At 55.7% G+C, this 13,765-nt stretch carries 23 protein-coding genes; 3 read left to right on the top strand and 20 right to left on the bottom strand.

Going from position 1 to position 13,765, the window contains the following annotated elements; genetic code table 11:
• Nucleotides 1-252: 252 nt before the first annotated feature.
• The 9 genes from PHQ58_RS21970 to PHQ58_RS21930 form a co-directional block, all read right to left on the bottom strand.
• Entirely contained in the window at nucleotides 253-621 is a 369-nt protein-coding gene (locus PHQ58_RS21970) for a response regulator (protein WP_300115709.1), read from the bottom strand.
• 239 nt (nucleotides 622-860) lie between these two features.
• Nucleotides 861-1,193, bottom strand: coding sequence for a hypothetical protein (locus PHQ58_RS21965; protein WP_300115707.1), 333 nt, complete (start codon nucleotides 1,191-1,193; stop codon nucleotides 861-863).
• Between the two features lie 109 nt (nucleotides 1,194-1,302).
• Nucleotides 1,303-3,513, bottom strand: coding sequence for a glucosaminidase domain-containing protein (locus PHQ58_RS21960; RefSeq protein ID WP_300115705.1), 2,211 nt, complete (start codon nucleotides 3,511-3,513; stop codon nucleotides 1,303-1,305).
• 456 nt (nucleotides 3,514-3,969) lie between these two features.
• Nucleotides 3,970-4,176: a hypothetical protein gene (locus PHQ58_RS21955; protein WP_300115703.1), complete on the bottom strand. Its 207-nt coding sequence runs from the start codon at nucleotides 4,174-4,176 to the stop codon at nucleotides 3,970-3,972.
• Nucleotides 4,155-4,574 (bottom strand): DUF5681 domain-containing protein, encoded by a 420-nt coding sequence (locus PHQ58_RS21950; protein ID WP_300115701.1) that lies wholly within the window; start codon nucleotides 4,572-4,574, stop codon nucleotides 4,155-4,157. The genes PHQ58_RS21955 and PHQ58_RS21950 overlap by 22 nt, the downstream gene beginning before the upstream one ends.
• Nucleotides 4,575-4,747: 173 nt before the next feature.
• The gene (locus PHQ58_RS21945) at nucleotides 4,748-4,939 is read right to left on the bottom strand and encodes a hypothetical protein (protein ID WP_300115700.1); all 192 of its coding nucleotides are present in this window, start codon (nucleotides 4,937-4,939) and stop codon (nucleotides 4,748-4,750) included.
• A gap of 2 nt (nucleotides 4,940-4,941) precedes the next feature.
• Nucleotides 4,942-5,451, bottom strand: a complete 510-nt coding sequence (locus tag PHQ58_RS21940) for a hypothetical protein (protein WP_300115698.1) — start codon at nucleotides 5,449-5,451, stop codon at nucleotides 4,942-4,944.
• Complete coding sequence (locus PHQ58_RS21935) at nucleotides 5,448-5,849, bottom strand: hypothetical protein (protein WP_300115695.1); 402 nt, start codon at nucleotides 5,847-5,849, stop codon at nucleotides 5,448-5,450. The genes PHQ58_RS21940 and PHQ58_RS21935 overlap by 4 nt, the downstream gene beginning before the upstream one ends.
• 1 nt (nucleotide 5,850) lies before the next feature.
• The gene (locus PHQ58_RS21930) at nucleotides 5,851-6,627 is read right to left on the bottom strand and encodes a hypothetical protein (protein ID WP_300115692.1); all 777 of its coding nucleotides are present in this window, start codon (nucleotides 6,625-6,627) and stop codon (nucleotides 5,851-5,853) included.
• A gap of 641 nt (nucleotides 6,628-7,268) precedes the next feature.
• Between PHQ58_RS21930 and PHQ58_RS21925 the strand changes: the two genes are divergently transcribed.
• From PHQ58_RS21925 to PHQ58_RS21915, 3 genes are all read left to right on the top strand, one after another.
• Nucleotides 7,269-7,403: a hypothetical protein gene (locus PHQ58_RS21925; protein ID WP_300115690.1), complete on the top strand. Its 135-nt coding sequence runs from the start codon at nucleotides 7,269-7,271 to the stop codon at nucleotides 7,401-7,403.
• 316 nt (nucleotides 7,404-7,719) lie between these two features.
• Complete coding sequence (locus tag PHQ58_RS21920; RefSeq protein ID WP_300115687.1) at nucleotides 7,720-8,004, top strand: BrnT family toxin; 285 nt, start codon at nucleotides 7,720-7,722, stop codon at nucleotides 8,002-8,004.
• Nucleotides 8,005-8,008: 4 nt separating this feature from the next.
• Nucleotides 8,009-8,299 carry a BrnA antitoxin family protein gene (locus PHQ58_RS21915; RefSeq protein WP_300115684.1) on the top strand — a complete coding sequence of 97 codons (291 nt, stop codon included), beginning with the start codon at nucleotides 8,009-8,011 and terminating at the stop codon, nucleotides 8,297-8,299.
• Between the two features lie 176 nt (nucleotides 8,300-8,475).
• Here the strand turns inward: PHQ58_RS21915 and PHQ58_RS21910 are convergent, their stop codons facing one another.
• From PHQ58_RS21910 to PHQ58_RS21860, 11 genes are all read right to left on the bottom strand, one after another.
• Nucleotides 8,476-8,763, bottom strand: coding sequence for a hypothetical protein (locus PHQ58_RS21910; RefSeq protein ID WP_300115682.1), 288 nt, complete (start codon nucleotides 8,761-8,763; stop codon nucleotides 8,476-8,478).
• Nucleotides 8,760-9,035, bottom strand: coding sequence for a hypothetical protein (locus tag PHQ58_RS21905; RefSeq protein ID WP_300115680.1), 276 nt, complete (start codon nucleotides 9,033-9,035; stop codon nucleotides 8,760-8,762). Before PHQ58_RS21905 ends, PHQ58_RS21910 begins: the two co-directional genes overlap by 4 nt.
• Nucleotides 9,032-9,556: a hypothetical protein gene (locus PHQ58_RS21900; protein ID WP_300115678.1), complete on the bottom strand. Its 525-nt coding sequence runs from the start codon at nucleotides 9,554-9,556 to the stop codon at nucleotides 9,032-9,034. Before PHQ58_RS21900 ends, PHQ58_RS21905 begins: the two co-directional genes overlap by 4 nt.
• Nucleotides 9,557-9,666: 110 nt before the next feature.
• Nucleotides 9,667-10,071 carry a single-stranded DNA-binding protein gene (locus tag PHQ58_RS21895; protein WP_300115677.1) on the bottom strand — a complete coding sequence of 135 codons (405 nt, stop codon included), beginning with the start codon at nucleotides 10,069-10,071 and terminating at the stop codon, nucleotides 9,667-9,669.
• Nucleotides 10,072-10,099: 28 nt separating this feature from the next.
• On the bottom strand, nucleotides 10,100-10,627 hold the full coding sequence (locus PHQ58_RS21890) for a hypothetical protein (protein WP_300115674.1): 528 nt from the start codon (nucleotides 10,625-10,627) through the stop codon (nucleotides 10,100-10,102).
• Nucleotides 10,628-12,193, bottom strand: coding sequence for an AAA family ATPase (locus PHQ58_RS21885; protein ID WP_300115672.1), 1,566 nt, complete (start codon nucleotides 12,191-12,193; stop codon nucleotides 10,628-10,630).
• Between the two features lie 2 nt (nucleotides 12,194-12,195).
• Nucleotides 12,196-12,651: a hypothetical protein gene (locus PHQ58_RS21880; protein WP_300115670.1), complete on the bottom strand. Its 456-nt coding sequence runs from the start codon at nucleotides 12,649-12,651 to the stop codon at nucleotides 12,196-12,198.
• Between the two features lie 13 nt (nucleotides 12,652-12,664).
• Nucleotides 12,665-12,838, bottom strand: a complete 174-nt coding sequence (locus PHQ58_RS21875; RefSeq protein ID WP_300115668.1) for a helix-turn-helix domain-containing protein — start codon at nucleotides 12,836-12,838, stop codon at nucleotides 12,665-12,667.
• Between the two features lie 143 nt (nucleotides 12,839-12,981).
• Nucleotides 12,982-13,227 carry an AlpA family transcriptional regulator gene (locus PHQ58_RS21870; protein WP_300115666.1) on the bottom strand — a complete coding sequence of 82 codons (246 nt, stop codon included), beginning with the start codon at nucleotides 13,225-13,227 and terminating at the stop codon, nucleotides 12,982-12,984.
• A 2-nt stretch (nucleotides 13,228-13,229) separates the two neighbouring features.
• On the bottom strand, nucleotides 13,230-13,469 hold the full coding sequence (locus PHQ58_RS21865; protein ID WP_300115664.1) for a hypothetical protein: 240 nt from the start codon (nucleotides 13,467-13,469) through the stop codon (nucleotides 13,230-13,232).
• Nucleotides 13,459-13,644, bottom strand: coding sequence for a hypothetical protein (locus tag PHQ58_RS21860; RefSeq protein ID WP_300115662.1), 186 nt, complete (start codon nucleotides 13,642-13,644; stop codon nucleotides 13,459-13,461). Before PHQ58_RS21860 ends, PHQ58_RS21865 begins: the two co-directional genes overlap by 11 nt.
• Between the last annotated feature and the right edge of the window lie 121 nt (nucleotides 13,645-13,765).

The following is a 13,765-nucleotide window of genomic DNA, read 5'->3' as shown; positions in this document are numbered from 1 at the left end:
TCGGGCTTCGGTCAGGTCATGATTGACCACATGTGAGCCTGCTTGGCGGCTTCTGCCGCCAATGACAAAAGCCCTGACACCAGCTTGGTTTCAGGGCTTTTTGTTTGGAGAGAAAAATCTGGAGCGGTGATGGGAATCTAATAAGAGGCTGTAGGCCTCATGAATTCTATGTTTCTTGTTTAATTATTTGAAAAGTACCGTAAAAAGTACCGTTATTAATAAAAGTGTCCCCGGTTTTCTCTGAAGGTATGTCTATGCAGTCAGCTTGGCAACCGCATTTTTGAGCTGTTCCAGTGTGAACGGCTTGACCATCCAGGCGCGCGCTCCCGCTGTCCGTCCTTCATTCTTTTTGGCTTCCTGGCTCTCTGTGGTCAGCATCATGACGGGCATGAACTTGTAGGCGTTCAACAACTTGACCCGTTTGACGAACTCAATTCCATTCAGCACCGGCATGTTGACATCACAGATAGCCATGGCGATTGGCCGTCCATCCAGCATGTTCAAGGCTGCTTGACCGTCGCCTGCCTCAATTACATCGTAACCAGCGCCGGTTAAAGCCATATTGACCACTGCCCGTAGGCTAGAAGAGTCATCAACCACAAGAATTGTTTTTTTAGCCATAGTGTTTTCCTCAACGAGGGCAGGATTTTAGGCATGGGCAGCTCATGGCCTGGCAAAAAAAAGCCCAACACAGTGGCCGGGCTGATAACCCCACACGGGGCCACGCTCAGGGAGGAAAAGCGCAGGGGTTTTTAACCCGTGTTTACTGTAACACCAACGCCTCGGCCATGGCGTGCTTGATCTGGTTGTTCAAATCCTGGAACAGTGCACCGGCATCAAAATTGACGGTGTATGACATCTCAAATACCCTCCCACAATTCGATCCAATGCCTCGCGGCGTGCCTGGACTCGTCCGAGACAGGTAGCTTGCCTTGCGCTATCAAATCGGCATTTGCCCACCGCTTATCATTGGTGTCGCCTGGCAGGGCGGCCAGATTCCAGCCTTCAACGGCCTGAGTCCGGCGCACCAGTTCGTTGTGAAGCCCTTCGCCTGGGATTGCCCCCTCGTCCTGTCCGTCGATGGATTGCAGCAATTCCCGAACGTCGTCCGAATAGGTGCGCGTGCCCTTGCGCTGCTCCAGCTTGGCGCGTGCGGCTTGCAAGTTGTTGAGTCGGCGGCAAATGGCACTCAAGCGGCCACCTCGAAAAGCCCGTCTTGCTGAGCCACGGGTAGTCCCTGGATGCGCTTGCGTGCCCCTGATTTGTAGAGGTACACACTGATTTGAGGGGTGTCGACTTTGATCATTGAAGCACCGACTGCCATGGTTGAACGCCACCAGATGCACGCGGCTTGAACACCATGTTCTGGTTGAAGTTTTGGGTTTGAGCTTTCAGACCATCAGCCGATTCAACACGCACGACAACATTGGCCGTAGCTGAGCCCAAATTTATGGCTTGCTGATGGGCAGAACTTGAGCGGTCTACCGGGTTGCCTGCCGGGATTTGGGTAGGCGGGATTTGGGCAGGCGGCTGAGACTTGATCGTTGCAACCAGTTTCGACTCATAGTTCGGATCGGTTGCATAACCACCACGTTTCAAAGCTCTCGCAAATTCTTCTGGTGTTTTGGCGCTTTTCGCACCAGGGTACTTCCGAGACAAGAGCGAGGTAATGTCAGAAACCGACTCCATGTAGTTGTCATACACGCGGTATCTGTCATTGCTGCCCTCAGTCTTATCAAAAGCCCGGACACCATGGCCAGAAAATGATTTGATATTGAACAGATTGTTGGTTCCACCAATCGCCTTCTTTCCGTGACGCGTCTCAAGCAAAGAAAGGCCATTGATGAAATCAGGATTAAACCCAGCCTTGGCCGCACCATCCGCAATTGCTTGACGAGCAGTTTCAGAACCTTTTGCCGAACCAGACGGAATCCCCCAGCGAGAAAGATCAGTACCACTCATGATCCCCTGTCTGTGAGTGTTTTCGAGAGTGGAGATATGTTGAGCAAACTTCTTCTCGTCGCGTATTTCACCGGCTATGGCGCTTTTTGGCGCAAGGGTTTCAACCAAGGCCGCGAGGAAGTCTCTACTTTCTTGGGCTGGCTTGATCAAAAAATCAGCCATGCGCGTGGTAGATTGCTCAATCTTCGCCGCCGTGACTTGCGCCTGCTCGCCAGCAGTTTTCTCGCGTTCGAAGGTTTTTGCGACCGTAACCAGCACATCCTCAAGTAATTTAGGATCAGTGGTCGCGCTGATCGATTTCAAGTTTGCAGATTGGTCAGCAGACAACCCGGAACGCCTAGACATTGAATCACGCAGAGCAGCCAACTTATCAGCATCACCGCCAGCCGCTCCAATATCGGCCATTGCCATCAACCCGGCACTCGACAACTTGGTGGGATCTGCTATCAGACCTTTGTGCTTCGCAAACAGGCTCGTCAGTCCACCAAGTTGTCCAGATGCCCGAAGGTTAAACAGGGTGGCCATTTCCTCTGGATTCATCCGAAAGTGGTTCGACGCACCAAGAAGCTGCGACTCCTTGTCGACACCCTGCCGGTCGTACATATCCAGAACTTCCTCAAGCCCGGACTTTGACCCGCCAAACCGGGTCATGTTTTTGTTTTTGCCAAGGAACCGATTTACCTGCCCGTTCTCGTTGCCAAAAACACTGTTGCCAGTTGCAAACATGCCAGCGGCCTGCCGCATTTTGATGCCAAGCAAACCCACACGGTCGCCGCCCATAGCCATGAACTGCAGGACATTGGATGCCTCACCCATGCCGCCACCGCCCTGGAAGGCAGCATCAGCCCGGTTCAAGATGTTGGCCGCATTGTTGACATTCCCATGCAACCCAGGCGTGCCAGAGCCCACCATGGCAGACAAAAGACCAGCGAAGCCTTCGACGTTGGCGGTACTCAAGCTGCGCTGCGATGTGCTGATGGCAAAGCTATTCATAGCCCCCATGAGGTCACCCGCATTCAGCGTAGAACCGGTGCGCTTCAAGGCCTCGGCAAACTGAGTCGATAACAGCCGGGCATCTGCCGTTTTTTCACTCAGTGAGCCACTTCGCCGCATGGTCGCCATGAAGCTCACGCCTTGCGACTCATCCACACCCGTGGCTTGCGCCAAACCGATACCCGCCGCCACGCTGCCGTAATCATTCACCTTGGCGATATTGGCAAATTCGGAGGTCAGCTTGCGGGACTGCTCATAGGTCAGGTTGAACTGCTCACCCACCGCCCTGCCCTTGTTTTTCAGGGATTCAAAGCTGTCCGCCGTGGCCCCGAGTGAGCGCTTGAATTTGTCCAGTTCGATGTTTTCCTGCTTGCCAGCATCCAACTTATCAGACACAGCACCAACGCCAGCGCTCACCGCCTCAAACGCACCGTAGGCCGCCGCAGCAACCCCAGCACCCTTTAGCATCCCAAGAGCACCCAGGCCGCCAGCCTTGGCCGCCCCAGCGCCATGGATTGCAGCTGCAGCAGTACGACCAGCCACACCGCCTGAATTCAAGCCCTGCACGCCCTGGCTGGCCACACTGGCCCAGGATGGCGGTTTGAACGCCGGTGCTCGACCGGCAATATCGTGGTAGGTGAGCCCGGTATTGACAGGGGTTGTGCCAGCGTTGATGTTGTGCAGCAATAGTCTCGACATCACCGTCTGCATGTATTGACGGTTTTCACGCAGAGACTGCTCAATCTGCATAGGTGTCGCTGGGCGATTCTTTGGCCCCTGGCCCGCAGAATTCAGTGGGCCATGAATCGTTTTATTGAGGTTGATCACCTCTCGCCATTGCTTTTGAAGCTCTTTCAGCTCTTCAATGTCGTCCTTTAAATTCAGCAGTCGAACGGTTTTACCCGCCGCCTTGGCTTGCTCTGAGGTGAACGCGTTGACCGCTTTTGCCAGATCGGCCAACTGCTGCCGGGAGTCACCAGTGTCAACGCCAACTTTAACTTCTTGTCCCATGGCTTATGTTCCTTTCCTAGTTGCCTCAACCCGTGCCAGTAAGTCGGGGTTTGCGGTGTTGTGAATGATTGCGTCCAGCTCTGCGTCGATCAGTCCGGTGAGGTCGTGAGGGTCGGGGGCTGCAATGGCTTGAAGTTGGGAATCGCTCATTTTTTCCAGTGCTGCCACGGTCAGGCGGCTGAGGCTTTTTAGGGTTTGGCGGTTGGACACAACAGCGTCTCCAATTGATCGAGTCGATGAAGAATTTCAGATTGCTCCACCAGCTTGGCCTGTGCCGTCAGGGTGTTCATGGCAATTTGGGCTTGATCTGGGCTAACCCGCCCGCTGGACATGGCAGCAATGATGGCTTCGCCACGCTTGGCAAGGCTTCCTGTAGTGCGCAAATCAATAGCGTCACTGGTCGGCTTGAGCTGTGGAATCAACCTGTCCATGACGATTCGAACAGCTTGCATGTCGCCATTTTTTGCAGCTGTGACAAGGTTTTTAACGATGTCTGGCAAATCCGGGTTAACCATGGCCCGAAACTTGGCGCGGTGGCTTGTGCCTGGTGCTTTACCTTTCGGATTGCCCGATACACCGGGCTTGAATGAACCTGCTGATTTCGCCATGGGTCGCTCTGCTTTATCACTGTTGGTTAAGGGGTGGCAACGTGCAGCGCCTAGAAAGGAGGTGGCGCGGTCGATTTGCCTCACGGTTTCCCGTCGATGTGTCCCATGGGTAGAGTTCCCCCTCGTGGGGCTTTGGTGTATTTATGGGGCACACTCTCAACACACCAAAGCGTTTATTTCGTCTGGCTCGTCATGCCGAGTTGAAGGAGCTGGACAGCCGCCAATTGCGAAGCCGGGTCGCCTGTCAAGGCTTTGGCCAGCACTGCCTCGCTGAGCTGGTGGGCTGAGCGGTTCATGACACGGGCCACCTGGCGGCGGACAGTTGCTGAGCTCTGGGTACGTCCCCCACGATCTGCTGTTTGCATGATCAGGATTCCTCACTTGGGATAATGTTCAGATCAAGCGCACGATGCAGCCGGTCAGACTTTTGGAAGCATGAGCCCAGCGTGCTTTTCCCAATGGCTTGACCCGCCCTGCCAAGCGCCCCCAGGGCCTGGCAAAAAACTGCTTCGATCTGCCTGGTTTTTTCCAACAGAGCCTGGAACCGTGCTTCGGCCATCTCGCGGTCGTGGGCGGCCTTCGCATCGGTGAAATAAGCGAATGCGCCGTGCACCTGATCGATGGCTGCGGCTTTGGCCTGTTCTGCTGCAACAAGCATTTTCTGAAGGAGTATTTCGTCCCCGCCGAGCGCTGCAAATTCGTTGGCCTCTGCGGAGGTGCAAGTGCCTGCCACACGACGCTCGGTGATGAAATGCATCTTGCGACGGGTGTCATTCAAACGCTCAGTGTTTTGCTGCACCAGGTCACGGGCGGACTCAAGCTGGGCCTGGGCTTCGGCGTTCATGCGCTCGGCGCGTGCAAGTTCGATTGTGCTCATTGATGTTGCTCCAAGAAGGTTTCAAAGGGTCTGATAAGTGCGTCAATCGCGTCAGCATCGGCCAGCCTCAGTCGAACGGCGGCGTGCTGATCAAGCATTTGCTCAATAGTGGCAATGTCGCCAGTGGCATCAGAAATTTCATGCCGCTGATCCGAAGAGAGTTCGGAAATATTCGCCAGCTCAAGGCGATAGGGTTCGGTGGGCTGGCCTCTCAGCAATGCAGCCTCAAGGCCGGTTTGGGACTCAATGCGGGAACGCTCCAGAATTCTTAGCATGTCGCGGGCATCACTGATGCGCTGGCGGGCCTGGGCGACGACTTCCCCGGTTGGAGTGGCCGTTTCCTTCTTGCCCGCGCGGGTCACGAGGAACGGCTTGGTGTCGATGATTCTCAGCTCCATGTCACTTGCTCCCCAACAGGGCCACGCGGCGTTTGGGCTGCACTTCGCGCTTGATTTCATTTGCCAGCATGTCAAATTCAGACGTTGCGGACTTTCTGAGTCTCTGAATTGACTTGTGCAGGGTTTCATGCGTTTCAAGTAGGGTTGCCGCCTTTTTCAAAGACCCGGCCTGAAAGGCTTTGCGCTGGCCTTGCACCATCAGTTCTACAAACCCCTCCCAGTCCAGCACCCCCACCTGCGCCAGTTTGGTGGATACGTGCACGATTCCGGGCAGCCAGTCCCGCTCGAAGATGTTCAGCAGCTCGGCGTGAATGTCTTGCAATATCTGGTCAATCATGCGCTCCGGAACACGTTCATCACGTAGGGATTGGCGAGCGCTCTTGATGTCGGTTGCAGCTCCCGCGTGACAGTCACCAGAACCGATTACAAGCTGCTCAGCACATATGCCGCCTAAATCGACAATGGCTGAATCCTCGCCGTGTGCATCGGTTGTGTTTGCACCGCCTCGAACTGAACCGTTAATTTCGGTCACGCTCAGGCATTGGGTAGGACGGCAAACCATCATCGAAGCAAGGGCGTGCCCCACCTCATGCACGGCCACAATGAACCGTTGCTTCTGCATGTCGGTGGTGAAAATCTCGGCGGGTGGCTCAATCGGACGATAAGCTGGCGGGGGGAACATGAGCGGCTTGTTGTCCTGGTCGTCAGGAAAGTCGGCGGCTATCTGCTCAGGTGTCGGTGGCGCTTTGACAACGACAACGGTTTTTAGTTTGGTCATGATTTGGCGGCTTATTTGCCGGGTAGGGCGGGGTTAACTGGCTAACTCAAATATTGCCGTCACGACTTGGCTGCCGTGCCTGCTAACTCTGTTTTTTGTCTGGTTGCAGGCATGGCGCTGCTGTGCTGATTTGGTCGTGACGGGACTATTGAGGGGTCAAACGACGCAACCGTGAGACAATCAAAATTGAAGCCCTTGAGCTTCTGTTTTCTGGCTTTGATGCCAACACGGTTGCGTCGTGGAAAACAGAGCCTCAAGGGTTTTTGCTTTCCAGTGGTGCTGTTCGCCCGTTGACGATGCAATGCACATGTCCCGGTGGCTGACAAGATCAGGGATTGCCTACCGACTCAACCCGGCAAGGTAGCCAGCCTGTTTGCGAGGGACTGGCACAGTTGTGGTGACCAAGTTGATACAAGCACCACGATGACTGAATCGCAACCTCACGGGGGTTCTGGGACTGAATGCATTTCTCCAGTCTGGGAACGGTTTGAACAGCCACGGCTATTCAACCTTGGGGAACCTATGGGCGCTTGATTTTTCCTGTTCGGGGGGAATACCCAGAATCTGGGAGTTGACACTTATGTCGGTGGCGGGCGTTGCCCACTCGCGTTTCAAACGCCAATGGGGTGAGGCTCTTGGCCTTGGCGGCGCTGGCTGCCCAACTGGATTTGAAATCCGAAAGGGTCAAATTCATGAACTCGTGGCCGGTGCTGGCCTTCGTGCGTTTTCCGTCCGAAGTGGCGCTGGCTGATCACTCGGATTTCAAATCCAAGTGATGATCTTGCTGGTGTTTCAAACGCGACTTGTACAGGGCAAGGGTTCGATTTCAAATCGCACCCTTGATGCACCTGGAGAATAGTCGGATTTGAAGTCCGACTATTGCCGCTGGCCAGGTCGCTTTCTGAAAGCTGGCTGGCAGTGATGACAAAGCCGACGACTCGTCGGTTTTACTGCTAGTGCAATGGGTGTCGGTTGAAGCGACACCCATTGAAGGCGCACCTCAAAGTGCGGGAGCCTTGCCTGGTTCCAATTGCAGGATTCCTGCATTTAAAACCGTGGACAAGTAGAATTAACGCATCTACAATTATTCTCATGACATCAAGGCTGATATGGGATGAAGACAAGCGCATGGCGAACCTTGCCAAGCACGGACTTGACTTTGCAGACGCTGGCGAAGTGCTGGATTCCCTCTATCGGCTGGACATATTGGCGGTGCGTGGCGGCGAAACCCGCACACAGTCGCTATCCTATGTGATGGGCTGCCTTCGGGTGCTGACAGTCATTCACATTGACCGTGAAGGCGCTACACGGGTGATCAGTTATCGACGCGCAAGCACCGAAGAACGTGAGGCTTACTATGAATGGATCAGCGACTAACACCATGACGCGGGAACAGGTCAGGGCTGCCGTGCGTGTCATTCCACCAGGCGGTGATTACGTCTGGGATGGCGTGAGCGAGGATGACCGGCCATTGAACGATGCCGAATTGAAGGCCGGGCTTGAGGTGGCGCTGCGCAAGCGTGGCCGTCCTGCTGGTTCCGGTACAAAGGAACAGGTGGCTATCCGCTTTGACCGTGATGTTTTGGACACCTTCCGCAAGGCTGGGCCAGGGTGGCAAACACGCATGAATGACGCGCTGCGGGACTGGCTCAAGTCGCATTCACCGGCTTGATCTGGGGGTGTCCGCAACTTCGCGGCCAGTGGAAAACGAAAGCCCCAATGAACGAATTCACTGAGGCTTTCCACTCCGCTTTTACCGTATTGGAACCATCCGGTTCGGGTGCTGTGGGCGACCCCGGCGGCGCACCCTCTGGTATTGGCTAGCACCTGGGGCGATGATAGCGCCTGTCAGCAAGTCAGCAGCTTGACCTCCACGTCCATAACTTCATTCGCATCATCGACGTGCTTCTGGTGGCCTCGAACCTTGGCACAGACCTTTGCCAGATCGCGCAGTGCCGCCAGTTCAACCCGCTTTGCAGCCGTCACCCTGGCGCTGAGATCACGGTCAGCGCCGCCAAACCCCGTGCGCTTCTTTGAGTCGCTTTTGAACTTGTTGCTGGCGGTGGTGGCCTCCATGCGGGTCATGTGAGCAGTGTGCCAACGCAATGTGGCAGCCAAAATCTCTCGGTCGTTCATTGGACACCTCGCAGTTTGCCAATCAGCTCCTGAGTGGTCACCGTGGCCTTGATGCTGTCCCAAATAGCAGGGCGGTTTGCCTCGATGTAGTCCGTTTGGGCTGCATCCTCCTGGTCGGTCTGGTGAGCATCACAGGAATCAGCCGGGCCGGGGTCACGGCTGCGGTCAGGGCTGACGATGAATGACACCAGATTCAGGCAGCCGGGTTCGTCAATGGCACGCACGGGATTGAAGGCAGCGCAATTGGCGCATGAGCGGGGGGTGATGGTCATTTGGAATTTCCCTTGCGCAGTTTGCCTAAAACCTTCATGGCGATGCGTTCTGCGCTGGCTTCTGACTGGCGGGCCGCTTCGGCTTCTGAGGCTTCATGCTCAATCTTTACCAGACGCATTTCTTCTTCAATCTCGGTTTCCAGCTCTGTAATGTGTTCTTCGCACGCCTGGTCGCTGGCCTGTATGGGGCGATATTTATCTGGCGCTACGCTGATGCACATTTCATTGCCGTTACCGCATCCGGCTGGGATTGTCTCGGCCTCGAAATTTTCGGTTGCTTCGTACTCGATAGGCTCTGTTAAAAATTGATAGCAGTCGGCGCAAGTCGTTGGCCGGATGTAAAACACCTTCGGCAAACCCTGGCGCATCTGGTGCTTGGCGCACACGCTGTTGCGGTGTGGAGTGGTAACAATGCGCTCGCCGTCTGTCGTAAATTGGTCGGTTAGAAAGTTTTTGCCCTTGGTGCATTTGTAGTCGATGTACGAAACGCAGTTTTTGCAGGCGCGGTTATCGGTAGTCATGATGATGGTTCTCAGGTTGGGCCACAGCCTTGTCAGACGGGCGTGTGGCGGGTTTTTAAGTGATTGGTGGGGTTGGTGTGCCAGATCGGGGTGAAAAGAGGCTGTAGGGCCTAAAAATTCAGGTCGTCGTCAAACTCTGGCTGTGCTGGCATGGCGACGGGTTTGGATGTTCTGCCGTCCGGGCCGTCTTCCTTGGCAACTGCGCGGCGCTTGCGGGTGACGTGATAGGCTGTCAGAACCTGGTGGGCCGTCATGTCCAGCGTGGGCTTGGCATTGCCCTGGTTGTCAGTCCAAACACCGGGTTTGATGTTGCCGGACAGGGCCACACTGTCGCCCTGATTCATGGCCAGAATGGCGTTCACGGGGTCGCTGTCAAAAGCAATAACGCTCACGAAAATCGAATCTTCCGCACCAGTGACAACCCGGACTTTGCAGAGTGCGAAGGGTTTTCCGGCCTTGCTGGTGCGCTGGGTGGGCTGGCCGTGAATCTTGCCAGCTATCAATCCATCAATCATTTTGGTTCCGTGGTGCAAATGGGTTGCGTTATTGGATGGCGTTTTGGTAACCAGTCCAAAGGGCTGCGCCGACACCACATCGGGGGCCGTACCGCGTGCCCTTGCCTGCCGTGATGCAGGTAACGCACTTGAAGTGGTGCTGGTGGTAGGCCATTGCGAGTGGCTTCCAGTCCTGGTCAACGTGTTTGACTGGCTGGGCTTTGGCCGGGGGTGGAACCTGTGCGTTGCTTGTGGCTAGCTTGGGCTTTGGCTGCTCGGGCGGTGTCAGGGACAAACCAGCGGCCACGATCTGCGCGTCGAGCGCTTTTGATGCCGCCTGGAGCTTTGGCGATAAGCCGGATTGCTGGACGGTGGCATCGTTGGCAGCTGGAGCTGGATTGATGGCGGTGGTCAGCTCCGCGATGATGGCTGGTTTGAATTCCCGAATCAGCGTGCGCAGGTCATCGGTGAGGTTGGTCGACGGCGACACGGACAGGATGCCGTCGGGCTTCACGGTCAGAGACAGGCCAGCTCCGCGAAGCTGGTCAATGATGGGTTTGACGTTCACGGCTTCCATTTAAAAATCCTCGTTGGGGTTGGTTGGCTGGGTTTTGGCTGGCTGCGCGGTGTCGGGTTCTGTGTCAGAAAGTGCGCCATCTTCTGTGCGCTCTATCCCCCTATAACCCCCTACGCCAGTTGGCGCAGTTGGCGCACCTGCTTTTGCGCCATCTTGAGTAGTTGCGCCAACTGCTCCATCTTCGATAGTTGGCGCAGTTGGCGCAGGCAAGCCAGCAAAGGTTCGGCCATCGGCGGTAACTGACCATCGTTGATGCGGCTTTCGGTCTGGTGTGCGGTAGTCAATCTCTTGAATCCACCCCGCACGCTGACACTGGTTGACAATGCGCTTTGTATCGTCATGGCGCAATTTGAGACTCACAAACTCGGGTTCGCTACGCAATACCGCGTAAACATGGTTGCGCGAAGTTGTGGCCGGGCTGCAAAATTGCCCACGACCTTCAAACTCTGCCAGCATCCGCAAAATGGCCTGTGCGTTTTGATCGTCGCTGCGTTCAGCTTGGGCCAGTGTGCCAGCAGTGCCCGGTGCCTCGTACCCTACAACCAGTTGCGGGAACCCCCCCTCCAGCCATTGCAGCTTGATAGGGTCGCGCCTCAACCCGAGGTTGTTTTTTTGGTGCTCCAACGTCAACAGGTTATCTTGGCCACGGGTCAGGAATAGACGGCTTCTGGCGCTGTTGTGCCAAGCGGTAGAGCCGGAATAGCCCTCGCTGTTTTCTTGCTTTACGGCGCGGCTGGTGTTCTTGTCAACGTGTGCCAGCAACACCACTGCGCCGTCGGCTATCGCTGCAATTTTCCCCAGCTCACGCATAAAGGCGCGGACTTGCCGTCGTTGAATTTCGTCGCCTCCGAATGAGTCGCTTGCGTTGTCAATTACGACCAGGCCAATGTCCCCGGCTTCGACCAAAGCGTGCAGCTCGTGATAAGTCTGCGTTACCTTGCCATCCCCTCGTGTTTCGGCGGCGAATAGTTCTGGGTACTCTTTGCCGTCAACTGCCTGCAAGTTTTCCAACTGCGCCGGGTCAATCAACCAAGCCTTGCAAATTGCAGCCAATCGTTGTCGAACAACTCGCAATGGGTCTTCCAGGCTCACAAAAAGCACATTGCAAGGCTTGGTATTAACCCCGAATAGTGGCCTGCCAAGTGTTGCGCAAACTGCCAGCATCAGGGCAATGGTGCTTTTACCCGTGCCACCATGCGCACCGAACAAAGTCACCACACCTCGGGGTGTGTATCCGTCCCAAACGTATTCCGTCGGCGGTGATGGATTGGTGAATAAGTCGGTGATGCTGATGGGCTTGAGTCTGGGCTCATGTGGCTCGTTCACCACGGCCTGCTGCCCAAACCCGTCGTCAGGCAGTCCGGTGTAGCCATCATCAAAAGACAGTGCCGCCGGGTGTCCTGGTGGCGGTTCACCAATGACTTCGCGGTGGCTGGGTTGGCCGTGTGAGAACTGTACCGGGTAGGCCGGGGGCTTAATGCCGTTGGCCGCAATGAAGCTGTCAACCTTGGCCCCACGCTCTTTATGCCTGGCAATGGCTTGAAGTTCTGGCGATAGGTAACTCATGTTCAAAATCCTGCAACCAAGTTGATTCGGCCAGCGGCCAGCAGACACCGTTCACGGTCTTGATCGGTCAGGATCACACCTTGGGCTAGATTCCCGGCGGCCACGGCAACAACCATTGACTCCTCGGCGAGAAGTTGAAGCGCGTCGTTTGGTGGCAATGGTTTGGGCCGGTGGTGAACATGGGGCTTACCATCGTCTTGCCACGCTCCCAGAGCTTTTGCGGCTTCAATGAAGTCCATGCCATGCGCCGCCATGTGATAGGCCAGCACGTTGCCGCCACGTGCACCACACAAGGCCATGCATACCCAGGCACCGTTGGTGGTGTTGATGCGCATGGTTGACCCGCCACCGTGGAAATTGCAAGCCGTTGTGCGCCACTTGCCCTTGCTGGTCAGCTTCAAGCCTTCGGACTCGAAGTAACTCACGGGGTCGGGCAGGTTTTCACGAATGAATGTCATGGCCAGACTCCAGTCACTCGCCAGCCAGAAGTCGGTTGATGTCCTCAAGTCTCCAAAGGAACTTACGCCCCACTTTTACTGGCTTGATCGGGCCGTTGCCGAGTCGCCCCCAGCGGCGCATGGTTTCTTTACTGAGTTTCAGAAGCTCTGCAGCGTCTTCGGTTAGCACGGTTTTTGGTGTTGACATACTGTTACCCGCAATGTGTTTTGAAGTCGTCTAGGTTGCTGTCACGACCAGTTAACGGGGGATGATTGAGGTGTAAAAAAGCACCCGTCGACGCTTCTGTTCCCGAGCCTTGCGGCGCTCGTCCCGTCTGGGTGGCTTGTTCTTCACGTCGTTCTCCCTGGGCGTGCTGCCTGGCTCCCTGGGCGCAAGACTTCAATGCTGGTTGACTTCCTCTCCTGAATCCAAGCCTCTACGGCGCTTAGCTCCCAGGCCACGTTGCGCGTGGTGAGGGCAATGCGGGCGGGGAAGTCTCCGCGTTTCTCCATGTCGTAGATGGCGCGGTCTGATAGCGGGATCATTTCGAGCAGGGTTTTCCGGTTGATCAGACGGGTGATGGTTGGTTCAGTCACGGCTAGCTCCCTGTTTCGCTGAATGACAATTCCAGCGCAGTCTTGACCGACGCAGCCAAATCAGAGCAAGCCCACAAATAGGCATCCTGCAGGTCATCGTGTAAGTTGCGAAAGGCTGGGCCAGCTTCGCCAAATGCGTTTTGGAGCAATGCATCCAGCTTTGAAATATGGGCATAGGCTTGGTCAATCGCGTCAACCACGGCTGCGGTTTTGGTCACTTGTGAGGTGTTTTTAGTTGCCATGGTTGGCTCCGTTTGTGCATTGGTCGACTGTGTTTTCTTTTCTCAAAAGCTCGATAAGGCGCAGGGCCCGGCTGGCGTAGTCATGAGCTGCGTCAAGGCACGGGCGGGGCTTTTTGAGTTCGGTTTGGCAAATCAGCAGCGCGGTTTCAGCCTGCGTGCGTGTGATCGGGTTCATGCTGTGGCCTCCGTGGTGGCCTGCAAGGCGTGGTGCTGGGCATACAGGCGACCACTCATGGCATGGCGCTCGTCATCCACATGATTGGCTCCACAGGTTTCGGCCTCATAGTTGACGCAGT

The sequence above is a fragment of the Rhodoferax sp. genome, assembly GCF_028688795.1.
GTDB lineage: Bacteria > Pseudomonadota > Gammaproteobacteria > Burkholderiales > Burkholderiaceae_C > Rhodoferax.
The sequence above is the reverse complement of the archived record's forward strand: the minus strand, read 5'-3'. Positions and strand labels throughout refer to the sequence as shown.

Coding starts and splice junctions, on each gene's coding strand:
- PHQ58_RS21970 (WP_300115709.1), bottom strand. CDS start 621: ATGGCTAAAAAAACAATTCTTGTGGTTGATGACTCTTCTAGCCTACGG.
- PHQ58_RS21950 (WP_300115701.1), bottom strand. CDS start 4,574: ATGGCGAAATCAGCAGGTTCATTCAAGCCCGGTGTATCGGGCAATCCG.
- PHQ58_RS21945 (WP_300115700.1), bottom strand. CDS start 4,939: ATGCAAACAGCAGATCGTGGGGGACGTACCCAGAGCTCAGCAACTGTC.
- PHQ58_RS21940 (WP_300115698.1), bottom strand. CDS start 5,451: ATGAGCACAATCGAACTTGCACGCGCCGAGCGCATGAACGCCGAAGCC.
- PHQ58_RS21935 (WP_300115695.1), bottom strand. CDS start 5,849: ATGGAGCTGAGAATCATCGACACCAAGCCGTTCCTCGTGACCCGCGCG.
- PHQ58_RS21930 (WP_300115692.1), bottom strand. CDS start 6,627: ATGACCAAACTAAAAACCGTTGTCGTTGTCAAAGCGCCACCGACACCT.
- PHQ58_RS21920 (WP_300115687.1), top strand. CDS start 7,720: ATGACATCAAGGCTGATATGGGATGAAGACAAGCGCATGGCGAACCTT.
- PHQ58_RS21915 (WP_300115684.1), top strand. CDS start 8,009: ATGACGCGGGAACAGGTCAGGGCTGCCGTGCGTGTCATTCCACCAGGC.
- PHQ58_RS21910 (WP_300115682.1), bottom strand. CDS start 8,763: ATGAACGACCGAGAGATTTTGGCTGCCACATTGCGTTGGCACACTGCT.
- PHQ58_RS21905 (WP_300115680.1), bottom strand. CDS start 9,035: ATGACCATCACCCCCCGCTCATGCGCCAATTGCGCTGCCTTCAATCCC.
- PHQ58_RS21900 (WP_300115678.1), bottom strand. CDS start 9,556: ATGACTACCGATAACCGCGCCTGCAAAAACTGCGTTTCGTACATCGAC.
- PHQ58_RS21895 (WP_300115677.1), bottom strand. CDS start 10,071: ATGATTGATGGATTGATAGCTGGCAAGATTCACGGCCAGCCCACCCAG.
- PHQ58_RS21890 (WP_300115674.1), bottom strand. CDS start 10,627: ATGGAAGCCGTGAACGTCAAACCCATCATTGACCAGCTTCGCGGAGCT.
- PHQ58_RS21885 (WP_300115672.1), bottom strand. CDS start 12,193: ATGAGTTACCTATCGCCAGAACTTCAAGCCATTGCCAGGCATAAAGAG.
- PHQ58_RS21880 (WP_300115670.1), bottom strand. CDS start 12,651: ATGACATTCATTCGTGAAAACCTGCCCGACCCCGTGAGTTACTTCGAG.
- PHQ58_RS21875 (WP_300115668.1), bottom strand. CDS start 12,838: ATGTCAACACCAAAAACCGTGCTAACCGAAGACGCTGCAGAGCTTCTG.
- PHQ58_RS21865 (WP_300115664.1), bottom strand. CDS start 13,469: ATGGCAACTAAAAACACCTCACAAGTGACCAAAACCGCAGCCGTGGTT.
- PHQ58_RS21860 (WP_300115662.1), bottom strand. CDS start 13,644: ATGAACCCGATCACACGCACGCAGGCTGAAACCGCGCTGCTGATTTGC.